The sequence below is a fragment of the Allobosea sp. 10N428 genome (assembly GCF_056394545.1).
Window position 1 is genome coordinate 120,052 of the sequence record NZ_JBFTIC010000001.1, and the last position, 20,795, is coordinate 140,846.

A 20,795-nucleotide genomic window follows, 5' to 3' on the forward strand; every position below is an offset into this window, starting at 1 on the left:
ACGGGGAGCGCCCAGGCGTTCTCCAGGCGGAACGACAATGGACAATCGAAACGATCTCTGGCGGCATGTCGATGCGAACAAGGAGCGACTGATCGCGCTGAGCGACCGGGTCTGGGGCATGCCGGAGGTGTGCTACACCGAGAAGCGCTCGGTCGCCGAGCATATCGCCGAGCTGAAGCACCAGGGCTTCAAGATCACCGAGAATGTCGCGGATATCCCGACCGCCGTGATCGGCGAGGCCGGCGAAGGCGGCCCGGTCATCGCCTTCCTCGGCGAATACGACGCCCTGCCCGGCCTCTCGCAGGAAGCTGGCCTCGCCGAGCACAAGGAAATCGAGACCAACGGCCATGGCCATGGCTGCGGTCACAACCTGCTCGGCTCCGCCGCGATGCTCGCTGCCGTCGCGATGAAGGACTGGCTGGCCGAGAACAAGATTCCCGGCCGCGTGCGCTACTATGGCTGCCCGGCCGAGGAAGGCGGCGCCGCCAAGGCCTTCATGGTCCGCGCCGGCGCCTTCGACGACGCCGATGTTGCGATTAGCTGGCACCCGTCGAGCTTCTGGGAGGTCGCCCCGGCGCTGGCGCTGGCCAATACCCGCGCCGATTTCGTCTTCACCGGCCGCGCCTCGCACGCGGCGGCGGCGCCCCATCTCGGCCGCTCGGCGCTCGACGCCGTCGAGCTGATGAATGTCGGCGTGAACTATATGCGCGAGCACATGCCGTCCGATGCGCGCGTCCACTACGCGCTGCTCGACACTGGCGGCATCGCGCCGAACGTCGTGCAGGCCCATGCGCGGGTCCGCTACTCGATCCGTGCGCGTGACCTGCGCGGCATGTTGGAGCTCGTGCAGCGCGTGAAGAAGATCGCGGAAGGTGCTGCGTTGATGACGGAAACCAAGATGGAGATGCGGATCGTCAGCGCCGTCTCCGACCTCGTCGCCAACACGCCGCTCGAAGAAGCCATGCACAAGGTGATGGAGGATCTCGGCGCGCCGCATTTCGACGACGCCGACAAGGCCTATGCCGAGAAGATTCGAGCGACGCTCTCGCCGCAGGAGATCGCCTCGATCTGGCGCACCGTCGGCATGCCGGATAGCGGCGCGCCGCTCGCCGACTTCCTCGTGCCGCGCGATGCCAAGCGCAACCCGGCCATCGGCTCGACCGATATCGGCGATGTGAGCTGGGCGGTGCCGACCGTGCAGGCCCATGCGCCGACCGTCGCGATGGGCACGCCGTTCCACACTTGGCAGGTGGTGGCGCAGGGCAAGTCGCCGGCCGCGCACAAGGCGATGGTCCATGTCGCCAAGGCGATGGCTGCGACAGGCGCCGCCGTGCTCAGCGACCCCGCCCTGATGGAGGCCGCCAAGGCCGATCACAAGGCGCGCCTCGGCAAGGAAGGCTACACCTCGCCGCTGCCGCCCGAAGTGAAGCCGCCGCTGACGATGTCGCTGGGCTGATAGCGACGGGCTTGCCGTCATTCTCGGGCGCCGCCCAGCGGTGACCCGAGAATCTCGCACCGATAGATGCGCCCTTCCTTCATGATATGCTCGGGTCAAGCCCGAGCATGACGGCTGTGGTGCGCTAGCCTGCGCGATTGAATGAATACATATGATCCGGGACAATGACCCTGCCGGCCAGCCGGCAGAATCGCCGCCCGGAGCAGCCATGGATCGCGCAGACGAGTCGGACGACGGACTGGGCCGGCATCATCGCTCGGCCAGTGGTCAGGCTGATTCCGCCACTCCCGAACCGGTCGATCTCGCCGGCTATGTGCTGGACGAGCAGTTCGGCTTCCTGCTGCGGCAGATGCAGCAGCGCTATGTCGCGATGTTCCTGGAGATGATGGGCCAGGATGGGCCGACGCCGCCACAATTCGCGGTGCTGTGCCGCCTCGCAGCCGATGGCCGGATTTCCCAGAACCAGCTCGGCCGCATGACGGCTATGGACCCCGCGACCATCCGGGGAGTGGTGACCCGGCTTGCCGAACGCGGGCTGGTCGAGCGCCTGCACGATCCCGACGACAAGCGCCGCGTGCTGGTGCAGCTCGGCGCGCGCGGCCGCGAGTTGCTTCCTGATTATGTCGAGCACGCCAAGGCGATCACCGTCGCCGCGCTCGAGCCGATGGCCGAGCGCGAGATCGAGCCATTGCTCGACGTTATGCGGCGGCTGCTCGCCGGCTTCAAACCGCCAGATACTGGCTCCGCGCCGCCTCGTCGGTCTTGAGAGCGGCCATCGTATCGTCGAAGCGGATCAGCCCCTTCTCGATGATGACGGCACGGTCGGCGATGCTGCCGGCGAAGTGCAGATTCTGCTCGGAGAGCAGCACCGATAACCCCTCGCCCTTCAGCACGCGGATCGTCTGCGCCATGGCCTCGACGATGACGGGAGCCAATCCTTCGGAGGGTTCGTCGAGCAGCAGCAGGCGGGGATTGCCCATCAGCGTGCGGGCGATGGTCAGCATCTGCTGCTCGCCGCCGGACATCGCGCCGCCCGGCCGATCGCGCATGCGGCCTAGATTGGGGAAGAGGTCGAAGAGCCGCTCCGGCGTCCAATGCGGGGCGCCGACCCGTCGCGGCTGGCGGCCGACTTCGAGATTCTCCATCACCGTCAGCTCGGAGAAGACGCGCCGGTCCTCCGGCACATAGCCGATGCCGAGCCGGGCGATGGCGAAGGGCTCGCGCCCGGCGATCTCCTTGCCTTCGAAGCGGATCGAACCCTGCGGCTGCGGCACCAGCCCCATCACCGTCTTCATCGTCGTCGACTTGCCGGCGCCGTTGCGCCCCATCAGCGCGACGACCTCGCCCTGTCCCACCGAAAAGCCGACGCCGTGCAGGATCTTGGCGCGGCCATACCAGGCCTCGACGCCGGCGAGTTCGAGGAGCGCCGCCATTAGTGGCCTCCCGAAGTCGCGCCGGAGCCGAGATAGACGGCGCGCACTTGGCGGTCATTGCGGACCTCGGCGCTGGTCCCGGCTGCGATCAGCCGGCCGCGGTCGAGCACCAGCACGCGGTCGGCATGGGCGAAGACGACATCCATGTCGTGCTCTGTGAACAGCACGGCGATGCCGCGCTCCCTGGCGATGCGGGCGGTGAGCGCCATCAGCGCGATGCGCTCCTGCGGCGCCATGCCGGCGGTCGGCTCGTCCATCAGCAGGAGTTTTGGCGCATTGGCGAGCGCGACCGCAAGCTCGACGCGCTTCAGGTCGCCATAGGCCAGCACGCCGCAGGCGCGCTCCGCCTGCTTGATCATGCCGACCTGATCAAGCAGCGCGTCCGCCGCCTCGCTGTGGCGCCCGTTGGCGCGGCCGAAGGGGCGCCAGCTTTCGCCGGCATGTGAAATCAGCGCCATCTGGACGTTCTCGCGCACTGTCATCGAGGCGAAGGTCGCGGTGATCTGGAAGGTGCGGCCGACGCCGAGGCGCCAGATCTTGCGCGGTTCGAGCCCGGTGATCGGCTGGCCAGCGAGAAGGACCTCGCCGCGATCCGGCTTGAGCTGCCCGTTCAGCATGTTGAAGCAAGTCGTCTTGCCCGCGCCATTGGGGCCGATCAGCGCGACCAGCCGCCCGGCCGCGACCGAGAAGGACACCCCATCGACTGCTTTCACCCCGCCGAAGGATCGGGCGAGGTCGCGTGCTTCCAGCACGGGGGCCATGGGTGGGGTCATGCCGCCACGGCCGCTTGCGCCGCGCTGTCCCGCCGGGCGCGCCAGAACAGCCAGGTGCCCACCAAGCCTCGCGGGAACAGGACGACCAACAGCACGATCGACAGCCCGAGGCCGAAGCGCCAATAGGCCGTCATCTTCGCGAGCTGTTCGTTCAGTCCCATATAAGCGAAGGCGCCGACGACCGGCCCGGCAACCGTCTGCACGCCGCCGAGCAACACCATCAGCAGCGCGTCGACCGAGCGCGGGATCGCCATATAGGTGGGGAAGACCGAGCCCTTCGAGAAGGCGAAGAGCCCCCCGGCGATACCGGCCGCGATCGCGGCGATGACGAAGGCGGCCCATTGCAGGCGCCCGACATCGAGACCGATCGCCTCCGCCCGCAAGGGGCTGTCGCGGCCGGCGCGCAGGGCGTAGCCGAAGGGTGCGAAGATGATGAGGCGCAGGGCCAGGATCACAAGCACGGCGGTGGCCAGCGCGAGATAGTAGAACGCGGTCTTCGAGACTGCCCAGGCCGAGGGCCAAACGCCGAGAATACCGTTGTCGCCGCCGGTCAGATCTACCCATTGGAAGGCCGTCGCCCAGGCGATCTGGGCGAAGGCCAGCGTCAGCATGGCCAAGTAGACGCCCGAGAGCCGCACGCAGAACCAGCCGAAGATCGCCCCGGCGACGCCGGCCATCAGGGGCGCGAAGACGAGCGCAGGCTCCATCGATGCGCCCAGCCATTTTACCGCCAGCGCCGCGCCATAGGCCCCGAGGCCGAAATAGGCGGCATGGCCGAATGAGATGATGCCGCCCGGCCCCATCAGCAGATGCAGCGAGGCGGCGAAGACCGCGAAGATCACCAGATCGGTCAGCGTCAGGACGAAATGATCGGGCACGACGAGCGGCGCGATGACCAGCAGGGCAAGCGCGACAGTGCCAAACGGCTTGGCCGCGCCATCGGCCGGGCGCAGCAGGAAGAGCTGGCCGGCATGGCCGCGCGGCTCGGCGCCGGCTTTGCCGAGCAAGCCGTGGGGCCTGGCGATCAGCACCACCGCCATCACCAGGAAGACCAGCACCAGCGTGATCTTGGGGAGGATCAGGATGCCGAAGGCGTGGAACACGCCGATCAGCACGGCGGCGAGATAGGCTCCGGTCACGCTGCCGAGCCCACCGACAACCACGACGACGAAGGCCTCCGCGATCATCGACAGGTCCATATGCAGGTTGATCGCCTCGCGCGGGAGCTGGAGGGCGCCGCCAAGTCCCGCCAGCGCAGAGCCAAAGGCAAAGACCGAGGTGAAGAGCAGGCGCTGGTTGACGCCGAGCGCGCTGACCATCTCGCGGTCTTCAGTCGCTGCCCGGATCAGCACGCCCCAGCGCGTGCGATGGAACAGCAGCCAGATCAGGCCGAGCACGACCGGGCCGACCGCGATCAGAAGCAGATCGTAGCTCGGGAAACGGTTGTCGAACAGGATGACGAAACTGCGGAAGCCCGGTGCGCGCGGGCCGAGTTTGTCCTCGGGGCCCCATGTCGCCAGCGCGATGTCCTGCAGCATCAGCACGACGCCGAAGGTCGCGAGCAGTTGGAACAGCTCGGGCGCCTGATAGATCCGCCTGAGGATCGCGACCTCGATCAGCACGCCGACGACCCCGGTGAGCAGCACGGCCAGGATCACGCCGCCCCAGAAGCCCAAGGGATCAGCCGGGCCGAACCAAGTCACCAGCGTCCAGGCGAGATAGCCGCCCAGCATGTAGAGGGAGCCATGGGCGAAGTTCACGATGCGCGTGACGCCGAAGATAATCGACAGCCCGCACGCCACCAGGAACAGCGACGACGCCGAAGCCAGGCCGTTCAGGGTCTGGGTGAGGACGAGATCCAGCATGTCGTCTCGGGCAAAGCGATAGGTCTCAGACGGTGGGGATCTTAGCGGTGGTGGCATCCGGTGATGCCGGCGCTTCGCTCCGTCATTCTCGGGCGAAGCGCAGCGTAGACCCGAGAATCGTCCGCCGAAAGAGGCTCGGGAGCCTCATGCGTCAAGAGATGCTCGGGTCAAGCCCGAGCATGACGCGCTGGCTTTCAACGCCCTCAGACCGCCGGCCGCAGCTTGCGGACCTCGTCGTCGCTCGGCAGGTACTTGGCGCCGTCGCGATAGCTCCAGTCGACCATCACGCCCTTGCCGTTCCGGAGCGCGCTCTTGCCGACATAGGCGCCGAGCGTCGATTGGTGGTCGATCTTGCGGAACTCGATCGGGCCGAAGGCCGAGGTCATCTTCAGCCCCTCGAAGGCGTCGACGAGCTTCTCGTTGTCGGTCGAGCCGGCCTTCGCCAGCGCCGCAGCGATGGCCTGCACCGTCTCGTAGCCGACGACCGAGCCCAGGCGGGGATAGTCGTTGTACTTTGCCTTGTAGGCGTCTCGGAATTTGACGTGCTCCGGCGTCTGCAGGTCGGCATGGGGATAGCCGGTGATGATCCAGCCTTCCGGCGTCTCGGCGCCGAGCGTGTCGAGATATTCGGGCTCGCCGGTCAGCATCGAGACGACCTGGCGCCCCTCGAACAGGCCGCGCGTATTGCCGGCGCGGACGAAATTGGCGAGGTCGACCGCGAAGGTGACGTTGAAGATCGCCTCAGGCTTGGCGGCTTCCAGCGCCTGGACGGTGGCGCCGGCATCGATCCGGCCGAGCGCCGGAAACTGCTCGGCGACGAAGGTCACGTCTGGGCGCGCCTTGAGGAGCAGCTCCTTGAACCATTTCACCGCCGACTGGCCGTATTCGTAGTTGGGAGCGACGATCGCCCATTTCTTCGCCGGGAGCTTCGCCGCCTCCTCGACCAGCATCGCCGCCTGCATGTAGGTCGAGGGCCGCAGGCGGAAGGTGTAGCGGTTGCCCTTCGACCAGACGAGCGCGTCGGCCAGCGGTTCGGAGGCGACGTAGAGCCGCTTGTTCTGATTGGCGTAGTCGGCGAGCGCCAGGCCGACATTGGAGAGGAAGCCGCCGGCGATGATGTCGACCTTCTCGGCCGTGGCAAGGTCGGCGGCGTGGCGGACCGCGTCCTCCGGCTTGCCGGCATCGTCGCGGAAGACGGTCTCGAGCTTGCGGCCGAGCACGCCGCCTGCGGCGTTGATCTGCTCCTGTGCCAATTCCCAGGCCTGCCGATAGGGTTTCAGAAAGGCCGGCTGGGCGGTATAGGAGTTGATCTCGCCGATGCGGATCGGCCCGGCCCCCTGGGCGCGCACCAAGCCCGGAGCCCCGACGGCGGCGACGCCGGCGATGAAACTGCGACGATCGATCTGCATCAGGCTGTCCTTGCCCGCTTCGGCCGCGTTGCGCGCCGATACCACCCGCCACGCGATGCGGCAGGAGCGGATTCATTTGCATGCATATGAAAATCGATGCCAACCGATTGTCAACAGCGTCTCGGCAATGCAGCAGAAGCAGGACTGCCGAGAAACTCATCGCCGCCGCCGCAAATTTCAAGAAAACTTTTTGATATCAAGAGATTAATCGCAGCTGAAAAATAAGTCAGTGCTGCTGCCCTTTTCCTCTTGCGGGAGCGAGGTGACGCTCCTATCTAGTGCGCAGCGCAGCAGAGATGTTGCGTCGCCCTCCTTGGGCGTTTCCTCCCTAGACTTGGGCTGCGCTTTCGGGCGTGGCCCTTTTTTCTTGTCTGGAAGGTGGTTAGCTCACCACCAATTGCGGCCGTAATACCAACCGGGCGGTGCATCGTATCGGTCGAAGCGGGCGCGCCGATCCGCGGCACGATTGAGATCGAGCTGCAGCAGGCAGTTCGCAAAGCCTTCGCTCGATGTGCGGAAGCCGAATGAGTGGCAGCGCGCCTCGTCTGCCGCGCGCAGCTCGGCTTCCGTTACGCAGCCGCTGCAGGCGACCGCCAGAAGAGCGCCGGCTGCGAGCTTTCCGATATCCATGGCGCGTCTCCTTTGCGCACTGGCTGCGAACGCGACGACGCGCAAATGGCGTCCGGGTTCCCCATCTGCCTCAGCGCGAGAACCGGACGGGCACCGCAAGCGCGATCGCGCTGCCGCCGATCCCGTCCGGCGGCGCTGGCACGGGGCTCGCCCGCCTGATCATTGCGACCGCCTCCTCGTCCAGAGCCGCATCCCCAGAGCCACGGACCAGCCGCGCCGACAGGACCCGGCCGCCCCGGTCGATGCTGAACGCAACCTGCACGGTACCGGGACTGGCGCCGTTCGGGAAGCGCTTGAAGCGGTTGAGATGGGCGATCAACGAGCCCCGCCAGCTGGCATTGGCGGCCGGCGCAGCGGTCGAGGCACCCGAGGCAGGCGCCGCGGCCTGCGGGGCGGCCTGCGCCTGTGCGATCGGCGCCGTGGTCTGCTCCGCCTTCGGCTTGTCCGGGTTCACCGGCTTGCGCCGCTCGACCACTTTCGGCTTGGGCCTGGGCTTCGGCTTCACCTCCGGCAGCTTCGGCTGCTCCTTCGGCGGTGGCGTCAGCACGGCGGCAGCGTCAGGCAGCGGCGGCAGTTCTGGAATCTTGATCTCGGGTTCCGGAATCGCGACCGGCTCGGGCTCCGGCGGCGGCGGCTCTGGCTCCTTGGGCTGCTCGACAGGCTCTGGCGTCGGCGGCTCAGGCTCGGGCTGCGCCTCGACCATCTCCGGCCCCGGCGCGATATCCGGCTGTGCCGAAGCGGGCGCGACGGCGAGCGGCGCAAGCTCGATCATGACGGCGGCGGGCGGCGAGCCCATCGCAGCCTCGGCGCGCTGCCAGTTCGCCGCGACCCAGCCAGCCGTACCATGGGCACTCGCGACGACGAGCGCCGCCACGCTCCAGCGCAGCGCGGCCGGGGCGAAGCGCGACAGGGAGCGGCGTTCCAGGCTCATGGCTTAGCCCCCGCCGCGGCAGCGCCCTGTCCGGTATCCTCGAGGCCGACGAGAGCGATCTTGAGATAGCCGGCGTTACGCAGCAGGTTCATCACCTCCATCAGCTCACGATAGGCGACGGTGCCGTCGGCGCGGAGAAATACGCGCTGCTCGCGGTCCCGGTTCGTGCGCTGGTCGAGCGCGGCCTGCAGCGCCTCGCGGGACAAGGAGTCGTTCCCCAACGCCAGCGAGAGATCGCCCTTGACGGTGAGGAAGACGGGCGTGTCCGGCCGGGGCTGCGGCTGCGCATTAGACACCGGCAGATCGACGGCGACGTCGACGGTCGAGAGCGGTGCTGCGACCATGAAGATGATCAGCAGAACCAGGATCACGTCGATGAAGGGCGTGACGTTGATGTCACTGACTTCGCCGAGATCGCCATCCTGCGGGTCCTTGAGGGAAATGGCCATGGCTCACTCCGCCGGCACGAGCGGGGCGGAGGCGGCCGCGGCCGCCGAGGAGGAGGCCGAACGGGGAGTGGCCGCGACGGCGCGATGGCGCCGCTCGAGATCGCGCGAGAGATGGCGCAGGATCTCGCCGGAAGCATCCGAAAGCGTGGCGCGATAGCCGGTGATCGCACGAGCGAAGACGTTGTAGATGATGACGGCGGGGATCGCCGCGACGAGGCCGATCGCGGTCGCCAGCAGCGCCTCGGCGATGCCGGGCGCCACCACGGCGAGATTGGTCGTCTTCGCCTGGCTGATGCCGATGAACGCGTTCATGATGCCCCAGACCGTGCCGAACAGGCCGACGAAAGGTGCCGTCGAGCCGATGGTCGCGAGCAGTCCTGTTCCGCGCGCCATGGAGCGGCCGGCACGGGCCTCGATCCGCGACAGGGCGATGGCGACGCGCTCCTTGGTGCCGTCCTCACCGAGATCGGCCGAGCGCCGGGTCTCGGAGAGCGCTGCCGTGAGGAGTTCGCCGACGGCGCCGCGCAGCTTGCCGCTCTTCGAAGCTGCAGCGCTGGCCGCAGCGCCGAGACTGTCCGCCGCCTCGATACGGCGCAGTGCCCGGCCGGCCGCGGCCTTCGCGCCGGCGAGTTCCATCGCCTTCGCGAGCCAGATCGTCCAGGTGACCAGCGAGGCGAAGGCGAGGCCGAGCATCACGGCCTTCACGACGATGTCGGCAGCCATGAACATGCCCCAGGGCGACAGGTCGTGCGGCAGCACCGCCGCCACAGCCGGCGCGGCAGTGGGCGCCGATGGAGCCTCCGTCGTCAGCGGCGGATGCGCGGTGCTTGGCGGATTGATGCCGAACTGAGGCGGAACCGCGGGCAGCGGATTGGTCGGGGTGGCCGACTGGACCTGAGCAGCGGGAGCCTCCTGAGCGTGGACGGCAAGCCCGGACAGCGCCGAGAGACCCGCCGCGACGAGAGCCAGACGAAACGCACGCATCATAACCAAGTCCAGTCTTCGCTGGAGGTAAGCTTACCCAGCTGCTGCCGGCTCGGAGTCTTCCGGTTTGCGCTCTCTGCACACGGCCATCGGCCTCGTGCCAAGAAATCATTCCGAATACTTAGGCCCCGCCGCTTCCTCATTAGAAAAATTACAAAAAAGACCTGCAGAACTCATTCTGCATATGCGATACGCCTGTTCGAATAGGCTGAGAATGTCAAGGCTGACTAGCTTAGAGCCGTGTCTGTGCGCAGTCGTCTTTCCGGCGCCCAAACCGGCCCGGACGTTTCCGCATATCCGTTCTTCGATGGATGCGAGGCCGGGCGCCGGCTTGCGCTTCAGGAATTCGTCGGCCGGTCGATCTCGGCCTGAAGCGCGGCAAGGTGTTCGCTTGCGGCTGCGGTAGCGGCCTGCTCGACGGCCCGGAAGCGCGTGATCAGGGCCTGACCGAGATCGGTCACGCGGGCTCCGCCGCCATTGCGGCCGCCGGTCTGGCGCTCGACGACAGGCTTGCCAAACAGGGTATTCAGCTCCTCGACCAGTTCCCAGGCCCGCCGATAGGACATCGCCATCGCCCTGCCCGCAGCCGAGATAGAGCCCTGCGCCGCGATCTGCTCGAGCAGCTCGATCTTGCCGGGGCCGATCCGCCCCTCGGGATCGAGCTGGATGCGCAGGCTAAGCGAGGGCACCGCTCGGCTCAGGAAGCTTTGGCGAGACGGGCGCCCTCGCCGCAGGCGGCAAGATAGATCGCGGCGATGCGCTCGATCCCGGCCTGATCGGCGGCGTCGAAACGCGCGACCGAGGGGCTGTCGAGATCGATGACGCCGATGACGCCGTCACGGCCGATCAGCGGGACGACAAGCTCCGAGCGGGAGGCCGAATCGCAGGCGATATGGCCGGGAAAAGCATGGACATCCTCGACGAGAACCGAGGCACGGCGCTCGACTGCGGCTCCGCAGACGCCCTTCCCGACGGGAATACGCACGCAGGCCGGCTTGCCCTGGAAGGGCCCGAGTACGAGTTCCCCGTTCCGCATCAGATAGAAACCGGCCCAGTTCAGCTCCGGCATCATCTGGTAGAGCAGCGCCGAGGTGTTGGCCGCGTTGGCGATCGGGTCGCTCTCCCCGGTGAGCAGGGCTTCGAGCTGCGTCGTCAGCTCGTCATAGAATGCGGCCTTGTCGGTCGTGTCGATGCGCTGTGCCTCGAACATGGTCCTGCGTCTCGCTGAAGGGCTTTGAAGTCCGATGGCTGTCCTACCACCATCGACAGGCCGGCGCCAAAGCCCTTTCCGAAGGAGCGCGCGTCATGGCAATCCTCCCCCGCGCCATCTGAAAGGGAATCGACCTTTGATCGGGACGACCCGGCGGCTGCGCATTGCGACCGCCCTGCTGACGCGGGACCATATCCTGCCGTTCTGGCAATCCATGGCCTCGGAGGCCCTGAATGACCACTGACCTCAATGCCGCCACCAGCCTGCGCCGCGCCGATGGCAGCGCGGGAGATGCCGATTACGGCCGGATCGGCCAGGGCTATGCCTCCTATCGGCAACCGGAGCCGGCTATCGCCGCGCTGATCGAGAGCGCGCTCGGCCCGGCCGGTCGCATCCTCAATGTCGGGGCCGGCGCAGGCTCCTATGAGCCGCGCAACCGCGACGTCACGGCGGTCGAGCCTTCCGCCTCGATGCGGGCGCAGCGGCCGGCCGATATTGCCGTGGCGATCGATGCGACAGCCGCGAATCTGCCCTTTCCCGACAAAGCCTTCGACGCGAGCATGGCGACCTTCACCGTGCATCAATGGCAGGATCTCGATGCCGGCCTGCGCGAGATGCGCCGCGTGACCCGCGGCCCCGTCGTCATCCTCTCCTGCGACCCGGAGCTGGTCGAGGCTTTCTGGCTCAACCACTATGCCCCCAAGGTTCTGGCGACGGAGGCGCGGCGCTATCCCTCGCTCGGCCATATCGGCAAGGTCCTGGGCGGCGATGTCGAGATCGTCGCGGTGCCGATCCCCCTCGCCTGCCGCGACGGCTTCAACGAGGCCTATTACGGCCGGCCGGAACTCTTCCTGGAGCCGGGCGCTCGTTCGGCCTGCTCAGCCTGGAGCTTCGTCAGCGAAGCCGAGAGCGCCGCCTCGATTGCCCATCTGCAGGGCGACCTCGAATCCGGAGCCTGGGATTCGTGCTACGGCTTCCTGCGCAGCCAGCCGAGCTTCGAAGGTTCGCTGCGCCTCGTCGTCGCGCGGCCGTGACACAGCGACTTTCTGGCGAGGTGCAGGCGTTTCCGCGATCCATCGCTCCCGAGGCGAAACTCGTCAGCCGCGGCCTGACGCGGCGCGTCGGCTTCGTCGTGCCGAATTTCCAGTTGGTCCAGACACTGCTGCACGGCTCGGACCTGGACGCCCTGCTGCCGTCGCGCGCCCTGCGAGGGGCTGGTTTCGTTTCCGTCGCCGCTGCGGTGCTGGGCTTCTCGCTCCATATCGCCTAGCACCGGCGACGCTTGAAGGATGTCGCCCTGCGGCATGTCGCGGCGATTCTGACCAAGATGTTCCGGTAACGACATGGTTTGAAAGCGGCCCTGCAAGGTGCCGAAGATGTTGGCCCGGCTCTTCGGACGCTCTACATTATCAGTTCCGAAGCCAGTCTGGAGCGTATCCCATGGAACGACGTTCATTTCTGCTCGGATTGCTTGCCCTTGCAACGGGGTCCGCCCTGGCCCTACCGGCCCGCGAGGCCGAAGCGGCGCCGCGGCAGCCGACGCCATCGCCGGACCTGGAACTCAGGCTGCCCGACGGGACACCGATCGACTGGTCCCAGAATCGCAGGGGCCACCCGGTCCACCGCCGGCATCACTATCGGCACTGGCACCGCCATAATCGCCGCCGTCGGCGGGTTTGCCGGACCCATTGGGATCGGTGGGGAAGGCCTGTTCGCCGGTGCCACTGGGTCTCTTTCTAAAGCATTTTCGAGCGTAGCGGGTATCGTCTCGCGTGAAGAAAATGCGGTAAAACAAAGAACTAGAGCATTTCCGCGTATCGAAGACGTGCGGCGATGCTCTAGCGTTGTTTCTGCGGGCGGCCAGAGCGAACGTCGTCCCGCCATCGATCGCGACTTGGGGGGGAACATGCAGACGCTCGATCATGTGATTGTCTGGATCATCATCGGGGTGATCGGCGGCGGCCTCGCCGGCCTCACGATCAAATGGGACAAGCGCGGCTTCGGCCTCCTGCGGAATCTCGCCGTGGGTCTGGCGGGCGCCGTGGTCGGCGGACTGCTCTTCCGCTGGTTTCAGATCCTGCCGGGTCTCGACAACATCGCGATTTCGCTCAGGGATGTGGTCGCAGCTTTTGTCGGGTCGCTGATCGTGCTCGTCGGCCTCTGGGGCTGGAAGCGTTTTGAAGGGCCTTCGGCCTGAGGTCGGGGCGCCGGCAACCCTTCAGAATCGCCAGATCAGCGGTACGTAAAAGACCGCCATTACGAAGAACCACAGCATCAGCGGTGTGCCGAGCTTCCAGTAGCTGTTGAAGCTGTAGCCGCCCGGCCCCATGACCATCATGTTGGTCGCGGTCGCGATCGGGGTCAGGAACGAGGCCGAGCCGGCGACGCACAGGCTCATCAGCACCGGCCGCGGCGATACGCCCATGCCGGCCGCGGCGGCCATTGCGATCGGAATGACCAGCATCGTCGTCGCGGTGTTGCTCATGACCTGGCCGAGGCTCGCCGTCAGCACGAAGAGGCCGGCGAGGAAGACGATAGGCCCTGCCCCGCCCGTCAGAGCCACGAGATGGTCGGCCACGACCTTGGCCGCGCCCGACTGCACCATCGCTGTGGAGAGCGGCATCATCGCCGCGATCAGGATCACCGTCGTCCAGTTGATCGCACGGTAAGCCTGCTCGACGGTCATGATGCCGGCGGCGATAAGGGCCCCGGCACCGAGCAGCCCGGCGACGGCCGGCGGCAGGATGCCCGTCGCGAGCGCTGCGACGAGGCAGGTCAGCACCGCCAGCGCCACTCCGGCGCCCGCGCCCATCGGCACGGCCTGGCGCCGGACGAGGTCGGGCGAGTTGACGACGAGCACGTCGGGATCGTCGAGCTGGAGATCGAGCGCTTCCCAACTGCCTTCGAGCAGCAGCGTATCGCCGGCCAAGAGAGCATCGCCCGGCTCCAGATCGACCCCCGCGCGCTGGACGGCCAGCACGACGAGATCGCCGCTGTCCGTTACCATTCCCGGAAAGAGCGCACGGCCGATCAGTGCCGAGCGCGGCGGAATCACCACCTCCGCCAGCCCCGAGCGGCGGCTGAACAAGCCTTTCTGAGAAGGGTCGTCGCGCAGGGCGAGATGCTTGTCGGCTGCCAGCGTCGCGACGGCCTCCGCATCGCCGCGCACGAGGAGATAGTCCCCCTCGGAAATGGCCGGCGCCCGCAATGGTGTGCCGGAAGCTCCCGCCTGCACGGCCATCAGGCCGAGCCGCCCGTCCGCGTTGAGATCGACCTCGAGCGGGCTGACACCGATATAGGAGGAGGTCGAGCGCACGCGCAGCCTGAAAATCCCGTCGCTTAGCCCGTAATGCTCAACGAGAGTCTGAGCATGCCGGCTAAAATCGGCCGGCAGCCGCGCGCTACTCTGCTGCGGCAGCAGGCGTTTGCCCAGCAGCAGGATGATCGCCATCGTGCCCGCCAGCAGCGGCAGGCCGACGAGCGCGAACTCGGCAAAAGCGAACCCCTGCAGGCCGGCATCCTCCAGCGCCTCGGACACCAGGATGTTCTTGGGCGCTCCGGTCAGCAGCAGGTTGGAGCCGGCATGGGAGGCGAAGGCGAGCGGCATCAAGAGCTGGGCCGGCGACTGGCGCAGCCGCACCGCGGCCATGACCGCCACCGGCATGAGGGCTGCGACCGAGCCGCTGCCGCTGATGAGCGCGCTGAGACAGCCGGCCGCGACCATGATGATGATCAGCAGACGCGTCTGCCCGTCACTGCCAGCCTTGGCAATCAGATATTGCCCCGCCCAGGCGGTCACGCCGGTCTTGTCCAGCGCCGCGCTGATGATGAAGAGGCTGGCGACGAAAACAGCGGCGCGGTCGCCGAAGCCGGCGAAGGCCTGCTCGAGCGTGACCACGCCCGTGGCCCAGAGCGCCAGCGCCGCCCCGATCGCGACCACGACAACCGGAAGCCTGTTCCAGGTGAACAGCACGATCGCGGCCACGGTGACGACGGCGGTACTTTGGATCGGTGTCACGCAGCGGTCTCCTGCAGGCCTTCGTCAGGTCCTGAGCATCAAAGCGCCGCCGAGCAGGATGGCAAGAGCGATCAGCCCCAACCCGGCTGCGGGCCAGCGCCGGAGATGCACATCGATTTCTCCGATGCGGTTCGAAATGCCACGAACCAACGGGCCGCCCTTTTGCGCGAGGACGACGATGTCTCCCTCCGGCATCCTGCCCAGGCGTTGCGGCCAGCGGTCGACGAAGAGCATCACCGCCGCGCCCAGCAGCATCGGCCAGGTGACCTTCCAGAGCGCCTCGGGCTCGAGCAGGCTGGCGATGGGTTCGCCGGACACGGCCGGATAGAGCGACCAGGGGATGACGAGCGAGGCGGCGAGCACGACGAGCCAGGGCAAGAGCTGCCCGACCGGCGGCGATCCGACAGGGTTGTCGAGCGTGTCGCGGCGGAGGATCAGCAGAAAATGCACCATCAGCGCGGTGCTGCCCGCGGCGGCGAGCGTCATCGCGCCAGAGAGCCAGCCATAGCCGAGCATCGGCTTGGTCGCGAGCTTGGCCAGCGCCCCGCTGGTCAGCGGCAGGCCGCCGAGGCTCAGCGCCAGCACGGCCGTCAACAGCAGAACAGGCGTCAGCCGACGCCCGCCGGTTGCGGCGAGGATGCCGATGCCGAGAAAGAGCGCGCCCTTCACCAGCGTGTGGTGGACGGCGTAGTAGGCCGTCAGATGGGTGGCGGCCGGGTCGGCCGTGCCGAGGCCGACGCCGAGCAGCACGGCGAGCAGCCCCATCTGGCTCACGGTGGAATAGGCCAGCACCGTCTTGGCGCGCCGCTGGGTGACGCCGAGGATGGCACCGTAATAGGCTGTGACGAGGCCCGCGCCGATCAGGACGGCACCCGCGAACGGCATCCCGGCCTCGAAGGGCAGGAAGCGGATCAGCCCGATCACGCCGGCCTTGACCACGACGCCGCTCAGCACCGCCGAGGCCGGGGTCGGCGCCGCCGGATGCGCCAGCGGCAGCCAGACATGGAGCGGCACCAGCCCCATCTTCAGCGCGAAGCCGAGGATGAACAGCGCGACGATGCCGTCCCGCATCGGATTGGCCGAGAGATCGGCGACGACGCTGCGGATCTGGGGGTTGGCGTCGGGATGGCCTGCCGCCAGCATCACCAGCGCGATCAGCAGGAACGCCTCCGCCAGCAGCGCCAGCACGACATAGATGACGCCGGCCCGGTGCGCGGCAGCGCTCTGCTCATGGATGATCAGGCCATAGGCCGCGAGGCTCGCCAGCGTGAACAGCAGATAGAAGTTCACGACATCGCCGACGATGAACAGGCCGAGGCTGCCTGCGAGCGTCAACAGCCACCAGATCGCGAAGCGCGGCGCAGCCCGATCTCGTGCCATCTGCGAGGCGGCGTAGGCACCGGCCGCGCTCCAGAGCAGCGCCGCTCCCCCGAGCAGGATCGCGCCCGGCTGGTCGAGCACGAGCGTCAGCCTGAACGGCGCCGGGAAGAAGGCGAAGCGGCCTTCAGGCACGAAGATGGCCGCCGCAAGCGCCGGGAGCGGGGCAATGACGAGCACGGCCAGCGCCCTCGCCCGGAACCGGGCCGACAGGCAGCACGCGGCAAGCAGGAGCGGCACGAGCAGGGCCGAAGCTAGGAGGAGACCGGCGGCAGTCATGGCGCCAACGCCGTGGCGAGGCCGTCGCGGCCGATCTGCAGGAAGCCGAAGGGGCGAAGCGGCACGAATCCGAGCAGAACGGCGGCCACGGCCAGTGTCAGCGCCGCGAGCTCGAGCCGGCGCGGTACTTTGCGTCGCGGCGCGGCGGGAACGGCGGGGACGGCGAGTGCCTTGTCGATCACGCGGAAGACGTAGCCGCCGGCGAGAAGCCCGCCGGCCAGAATGGTCGCGGCCAGCCAGGGATTGCCCTGGATGACCGCCGCCGTCAGCAACAGGCATTTGGCAACGAAGCCGCCGCTTGGCGGAATGCCCATCAGCGACAGCCCGGCGAGGCCGAAGGCCGCCGCGCTGAGCGGCAGCACGCGGCCGAAGCCGCCGAGATCGGCAATGCGGTCATGGCCGTAGGCCTCGGCGATGACGCCGGCCGCAAGGAACATCGCCGCCTTCGCCAGCGCGTGAGAGATGAGCTGGAGCGCGCCGCCGGTCCAGGCGATCGTTCCCCAGGGCGGCAGCTCGGCGTTGCCGGCCGCCAGCGGAAAGACGATGAAGAGATAGCCGATCTGCGCGACCGTCGAATAGGCGATCATCAGCTTGAGCCGGGCCTGCCGGAGCGCCATGACGCTGCAGAACAGGATCGAGGCCGCGCCGAGGACGGCCAGCATCTGGCCCGCGATCGCGGCCGATTGCGGCGGAGCGACATCGAGCACCAGCCGCAGGATCAGGAAGATCGGCGCCTTGATCACCAGCGCCGAGAGCACGGCGCTTGCCGGCGCGGGCGCCCCGGCATGGGCCGGCGGCAGCCACAGATGCAGCGCGAACAGCGCCGCCTTGGCCAGGAGGCCGACGATCATCAGCGCCAGTGCCGCCGCGAGCGCCGGATCCTGCCGGCTCAGGCGCGAGAGCGCGAGCAGGTCGAGCGTGCCGTACTGGCCGTAGATCAGCCCGGTCCCGAGCAAGTAGAGCAGCGAGCCGATCAGCGCGAACAACAGGTAGCGCAGCGCGGCTTTGACGGTTTCCGCCCGGCCGTCGAGGCAGACCAGCGGCACCGCTGCGAAGGTCAGCAGTTCCAGCGCGACGTAGAGGTTGAACAGGTCCTCGCCGACGAAGACGGCGTTCAATGCACTCCAGAGCGCGAGCAGCATCAGCCAGAACGTCGTCTGCGCACGCCCGTCGTCTGCGCCCTCATGAAGCTTGTGCTGGGTTCGTGCGAAAAGGCCGACCGTGACGACGACCAGCGCCGTCATGACGAGCATGGCGCCCGAAAGCCCGTCGGCCCGCAGCGCGATACCGAGCGGCGGCTGCCAGGCGCCGACGACATAGGACAGCGCCGTGCCGCTGGAGGCGAGTTCGAAGGCGATCGCGACGGCAACGGCGAGCCCGGCCGCAAACGTCGTCATTGCGATCCGCGCCGCGCTGCGCGGCCCGCAGGCGAGGATGGCGAGCACGGCACAGACCGGCAGGATCACGGCCAGGACCAGCAGGAAGCCACCCGGCGAAGTGGTGTGGACGAGCGGCATCATGACCCGCTCCGCCGTTGGGCCGGCGCAGAGGCATCTGCCTGATCGCCCACATTCAGCTCGGAGAGGCGCTTCAGCAGGGCAACGGCCAGAGCACTCGCCGAAAAGGCGACGACGATCCCGGTGATGACCAGAGCCTGCGGCACCGGGTCCGCTTCGAAGCCGGCGGCGGCGCCCCGCCGCGCGACGGCGCCGAAGACGAGGAAGATACCCGCGCCGAGAATGTTGCAGCCTACGATCCGCCGCAGCAGGACGGGGCTCGTGACGATGGCGAAGAGCCCGATGCCGACGAGCGCAGCGCCGCATAGGCCGAACAGAATGCCGGGCTGCAGCGCCGCCGTCATCGTGTGGGCGCCTTTCGGGCCGGGCCGGCCACCAGCATGGCGAGCGCCGCGGCGACGGACAGAGTGAGGGCAGCCTCGATCGCCACGATCAGCGGCTTGGCGAGCCCTTTCGGATAGGCAAGGAAGCCGTCGGCAACAGCGAAGCCGAGAAAGGCGATCGCCAGGAACAGGGCCGGGCCGCCCGTGAGCGCGAGCCGAAGCAGCGGGCGCGCCGTATCGGGCGGTGCACGGAGGCCCGCCATCATCACCAGCAACCACATCGCGGCAAGCACCGTGCCGGCCTGGAAGGTGCCGCCCGGTGCATCGGCCCCGACCCAGAACATGTAGACGCCGATCACGATTCCGAAGGGTGGCAGGATGCGCGCGAGATAGGCCAGCGGCCCCGGAACGGCGGCGGGCTTCACCTCGGGGGCGCCACCCCAGACCCCGTCAGGCGCCAGGGACCAGACCCCGATCAGCGCGAGCAGCACGACGACCTTCTCCAGCAGGGTGTCGAGCGCGCGAAAGGCCAGCAGCACGGCAGTGACGGGGTTGCCAAGCCCCGTCGTCCCCAGCGCCTCCGACGCGGCCGGCGCCAGCGTCGGAGCGGGCGCCGACAGGGTCAGCACGGCAAAGGCGAGCCCCGCGGAGATCGCGGCGCAGCCCACGGCCACGGCGAGCTTGCCGGCGCGCGTCATCGTTTCCTCATGCTTGCCGCGGCCGCGCAGCGCCGCTTCCGCTCGCAGCAGCAGGATGCCAGTCCCGCCCCCTCCGATGGCGATTTCCGTCAGCGCGACGTCCGGCGCCGCGAGCCGGACCCAAACGAGCCCGAGCAGGAGCCCGAAGGCGAGGAAGGCGATGATCGCGCTGCGTTCATCCGGCTGCGCGACCACATAGGCCGCGAGCCCCAGCAGCCAGGCGACGAGCGCGAGATCGAGCAGGAGCGTCATGGCTCGGCCCGGTCGCGGTGGAGGGCGCGCGCGAGCAGCTGGCTCGCCGTCGCGGCCGAAAGCTGAGCGAGCAGCCAGACGCAGATCAGCTTCAGCGCGCCCGTGACGCTCGCCGCCTGTGGCAGGAGACCGAGAACGATCAAGCCGAGCCCCAGATTGTCCGCCTTGCTGATGGCGTGCAGCCGGCTCAACGTATCGGGGAAGCGCAGCAAGCCGAGCGTGCCGGCGAGAAAGAGCAGCGCTCCCGCCGTCACGAGAACGACTGTGACGATGTCGGGGAGGCCGCTCACGGCCGCTCCTTCGACGAATCCCCACCGGCGCCCGGCCCGTCGGCGCCAAGCACGAAGGCGACGCAGGAGAACGCCGCGAACAGCGCGAGCAACAGCGCGACATCGCTCGTCGCCGCCGATCCGGAAGCAGCTCCCAGCAGCAGGAGGGCCGCCGCTCCGCCGGTCCCCAGCAACTGTACGGCCATCATGCGCTCGGGAACGATGCCGGAACGCAGCACGCGGAACAGCGCTATCGCCGTCACGGCCAGGATGAAGAGCGCGGCCCCGGTGAGGAAATCAGCCATCGTGCCGCCCCGGTCCGAGGATGCGCAGGAATGCCGCCTCGTCATCGGCGACCTGCTCGGCCACGGCCTCGCGCAGATCTAGGCAGTGGATCAGCAACGTCCCGTCGGGCTCGGCGGAAACGGGCAGCTTGCCCGGTTGCAGGCTCATCACGGCGCAGGCCGAGTCGAGCGCAAGGCCGGCTGGAATCAAGAAGAGACAGGTCGCAAAACCGGGCTGCAGGTCGGGCTCGCGTGCAAAGGCGCGCCGCGCCACGTCGAGACCTGCAACGACGGATTGCGGGAGAAAGCGAGCCAGAAAACCAACGAGGCCAATCCATGAGAGCTTCCCGCCGGGCGGCCAGAGAGCCGTGCTGGCCCAGACTCCGCAGGCGCTGGCGACCAGCCCGACCGGCAAATCCTCGAGCGCCGGTCCCATCAGGATCACCCAAAGCAGCAGCAGCCCGAGCCCTCGGGCGAAGAGCGCCGAGAGGGGCGCGTCGTCGGCTGCGGCCGCCGCCTTCATTCCATCCGCCCGTCTCTGGTGGGTGCCCTGCCGGGCCGTGAGACCAAGGTAGCTTCCACCTCCGCGGGCAACATCAGCCCGACGTCTCACTCCTGTGCGCCGCGTCCCATTCTCG

Annotated in this window: 23 protein-coding genes; 5 read left to right on the plus strand and 18 right to left on the minus strand. The window is 68.0% G+C overall.

Annotated elements, in window-relative coordinates; translation table 11 throughout:
- Nucleotides 1–37 precede the first annotated feature (37 nt).
- Both AC1DDA_RS00590 and AC1DDA_RS00595 read left to right on the plus strand, forming a co-directional pair.
- The gene (locus AC1DDA_RS00590; RefSeq protein WP_441513261.1) at nucleotides 38–1,456 is read left to right on the plus strand and encodes a M20 family metallopeptidase; all 1,419 of its coding nucleotides are present in this window, start codon (nucleotides 38–40) and stop codon (nucleotides 1,454–1,456) included.
- Between the two features lie 208 nt (nucleotides 1,457–1,664).
- Nucleotides 1,665–2,222 carry a MarR family winged helix-turn-helix transcriptional regulator gene (locus AC1DDA_RS00595; RefSeq protein WP_476794205.1) on the plus strand — a complete coding sequence of 186 codons (558 nt, stop codon included), beginning with the start codon at nucleotides 1,665–1,667 and terminating at the stop codon, nucleotides 2,220–2,222.
- On the opposite strand, the gene AC1DDA_RS00600 is transcribed toward AC1DDA_RS00595, so the two are convergent.
- From AC1DDA_RS00600 to AC1DDA_RS00645, 10 genes are all read right to left on the minus strand, one after another.
- Complete coding sequence (locus AC1DDA_RS00600) at nucleotides 2,179–2,889, minus strand: ABC transporter ATP-binding protein (RefSeq protein ID WP_476794206.1); 711 nt, start codon at nucleotides 2,887–2,889, stop codon at nucleotides 2,179–2,181. The genes AC1DDA_RS00595 and AC1DDA_RS00600 overlap by 44 nt on opposite strands.
- The gene (locus tag AC1DDA_RS00605; RefSeq protein WP_476794207.1) at nucleotides 2,889–3,662 is read right to left on the minus strand and encodes an ABC transporter ATP-binding protein; all 774 of its coding nucleotides are present in this window, start codon (nucleotides 3,660–3,662) and stop codon (nucleotides 2,889–2,891) included. Before AC1DDA_RS00605 ends, AC1DDA_RS00600 begins: the two co-directional genes overlap by 1 nt.
- Nucleotides 3,659–5,524: an ABC transporter permease gene (locus tag AC1DDA_RS00610; protein ID WP_476795109.1), complete on the minus strand. Its 1,866-nt coding sequence runs from the start codon at nucleotides 5,522–5,524 to the stop codon at nucleotides 3,659–3,661. Before AC1DDA_RS00610 ends, AC1DDA_RS00605 begins: the two co-directional genes overlap by 4 nt.
- A gap of 206 nt (nucleotides 5,525–5,730) precedes the next feature.
- Nucleotides 5,731–6,936 carry an ABC transporter substrate-binding protein gene (locus tag AC1DDA_RS00615; protein ID WP_441513257.1) on the minus strand — a complete coding sequence of 402 codons (1,206 nt, stop codon included), beginning with the start codon at nucleotides 6,934–6,936 and terminating at the stop codon, nucleotides 5,731–5,733.
- Nucleotides 6,937–7,323: 387 nt separating this feature from the next.
- Nucleotides 7,324–7,566, minus strand: a complete 243-nt coding sequence (locus tag AC1DDA_RS00620) for a hypothetical protein (RefSeq protein WP_476778374.1) — start codon at nucleotides 7,564–7,566, stop codon at nucleotides 7,324–7,326.
- A 70-nt stretch (nucleotides 7,567–7,636) separates the two neighbouring features.
- Entirely contained in the window at nucleotides 7,637–8,497 is an 861-nt protein-coding gene (locus AC1DDA_RS00625; protein ID WP_476794208.1) for an energy transducer TonB family protein, read from the minus strand.
- Complete coding sequence (gene exbD / locus AC1DDA_RS00630; protein ID WP_476794209.1) at nucleotides 8,494–8,946, minus strand: TonB system transport protein ExbD; 453 nt, start codon at nucleotides 8,944–8,946, stop codon at nucleotides 8,494–8,496. The genes AC1DDA_RS00625 and exbD overlap by 4 nt, the downstream gene beginning before the upstream one ends.
- A gap of 3 nt (nucleotides 8,947–8,949) precedes the next feature.
- Nucleotides 8,950–9,933, minus strand: a complete 984-nt coding sequence (exbB, locus tag AC1DDA_RS00635; protein ID WP_476794210.1) for a tonB-system energizer ExbB — start codon at nucleotides 9,931–9,933, stop codon at nucleotides 8,950–8,952.
- Nucleotides 9,934–10,268: 335 nt separating this feature from the next.
- The gene (locus AC1DDA_RS00640) at nucleotides 10,269–10,619 is read right to left on the minus strand and encodes a winged helix-turn-helix domain-containing protein (RefSeq protein ID WP_476778378.1); all 351 of its coding nucleotides are present in this window, start codon (nucleotides 10,617–10,619) and stop codon (nucleotides 10,269–10,271) included.
- A gap of 8 nt (nucleotides 10,620–10,627) precedes the next feature.
- The gene (locus AC1DDA_RS00645) at nucleotides 10,628–11,140 is read right to left on the minus strand and encodes a GAF domain-containing protein (RefSeq protein WP_441513251.1); all 513 of its coding nucleotides are present in this window, start codon (nucleotides 11,138–11,140) and stop codon (nucleotides 10,628–10,630) included.
- A 233-nt stretch (nucleotides 11,141–11,373) separates the two neighbouring features.
- Between AC1DDA_RS00645 and AC1DDA_RS00650 the strand changes: the two genes are divergently transcribed.
- The 3 genes from AC1DDA_RS00650 to AC1DDA_RS00660 all read left to right on the plus strand — a co-directional run bounded on the left by AC1DDA_RS00650 (nucleotide 11,374) and on the right by AC1DDA_RS00660 (nucleotide 13,337).
- Nucleotides 11,374–12,174 (plus strand): class I SAM-dependent methyltransferase, encoded by an 801-nt coding sequence (locus AC1DDA_RS00650; RefSeq protein WP_476778379.1) that lies wholly within the window; start codon nucleotides 11,374–11,376, stop codon nucleotides 12,172–12,174.
- On the plus strand, nucleotides 12,171–12,410 hold the full coding sequence (locus AC1DDA_RS00655; protein WP_476794211.1) for a hypothetical protein: 240 nt from the start codon (nucleotides 12,171–12,173) through the stop codon (nucleotides 12,408–12,410). The genes AC1DDA_RS00650 and AC1DDA_RS00655 overlap by 4 nt, the downstream gene beginning before the upstream one ends.
- A gap of 636 nt (nucleotides 12,411–13,046) precedes the next feature.
- Nucleotides 13,047–13,337 (plus strand): GlsB/YeaQ/YmgE family stress response membrane protein, encoded by a 291-nt coding sequence (locus AC1DDA_RS00660; RefSeq protein WP_476794212.1) that lies wholly within the window; start codon nucleotides 13,047–13,049, stop codon nucleotides 13,335–13,337.
- A 21-nt stretch (nucleotides 13,338–13,358) separates the two neighbouring features.
- On the opposite strand, the gene AC1DDA_RS00665 is transcribed toward AC1DDA_RS00660, so the two are convergent.
- From AC1DDA_RS00665 to AC1DDA_RS00700, 8 genes are read right to left on the minus strand one after another with little or no spacing between them, the layout of a single operon-like run.
- The gene (locus AC1DDA_RS00665) at nucleotides 13,359–15,158 is read right to left on the minus strand and encodes an SLC13 family permease (RefSeq protein WP_476794213.1); all 1,800 of its coding nucleotides are present in this window, start codon (nucleotides 15,156–15,158) and stop codon (nucleotides 13,359–13,361) included.
- Nucleotides 15,159–15,182: 24 nt separating this feature from the next.
- Complete coding sequence (locus AC1DDA_RS00670) at nucleotides 15,183–16,814, minus strand: complex I subunit 5 family protein (RefSeq protein ID WP_476794214.1); 1,632 nt, start codon at nucleotides 16,812–16,814, stop codon at nucleotides 15,183–15,185.
- The gene (locus tag AC1DDA_RS00675) at nucleotides 16,811–18,334 is read right to left on the minus strand and encodes a complex I subunit 5 family protein (protein WP_476794215.1); all 1,524 of its coding nucleotides are present in this window, start codon (nucleotides 18,332–18,334) and stop codon (nucleotides 16,811–16,813) included. The genes AC1DDA_RS00670 and AC1DDA_RS00675 overlap by 4 nt, the downstream gene beginning before the upstream one ends.
- Nucleotides 18,331–18,675, minus strand: a complete 345-nt coding sequence (locus AC1DDA_RS00680; protein WP_476778385.1) for an NADH-quinone oxidoreductase subunit K — start codon at nucleotides 18,673–18,675, stop codon at nucleotides 18,331–18,333. Before AC1DDA_RS00680 ends, AC1DDA_RS00675 begins: the two co-directional genes overlap by 4 nt.
- Complete coding sequence (locus AC1DDA_RS00685; protein WP_476794216.1) at nucleotides 18,672–19,604, minus strand: hydrogenase subunit MbhD domain-containing protein; 933 nt, start codon at nucleotides 19,602–19,604, stop codon at nucleotides 18,672–18,674. Before AC1DDA_RS00685 ends, AC1DDA_RS00680 begins: the two co-directional genes overlap by 4 nt.
- Nucleotides 19,601–19,894, minus strand: coding sequence for a monovalent cation/H(+) antiporter subunit G (locus tag AC1DDA_RS00690; protein WP_476794217.1), 294 nt, complete (start codon nucleotides 19,892–19,894; stop codon nucleotides 19,601–19,603). The genes AC1DDA_RS00685 and AC1DDA_RS00690 overlap by 4 nt, the downstream gene beginning before the upstream one ends.
- Nucleotides 19,891–20,178, minus strand: a complete 288-nt coding sequence (locus AC1DDA_RS00695; RefSeq protein ID WP_476794218.1) for a monovalent cation/H+ antiporter complex subunit F — start codon at nucleotides 20,176–20,178, stop codon at nucleotides 19,891–19,893. Before AC1DDA_RS00695 ends, AC1DDA_RS00690 begins: the two co-directional genes overlap by 4 nt.
- Entirely contained in the window at nucleotides 20,171–20,680 is a 510-nt protein-coding gene (locus AC1DDA_RS00700; RefSeq protein WP_476778389.1) for a Na+/H+ antiporter subunit E, read from the minus strand. The genes AC1DDA_RS00695 and AC1DDA_RS00700 overlap by 8 nt, the downstream gene beginning before the upstream one ends.
- Nucleotides 20,681–20,795: the final 115 nt, after the last annotated feature.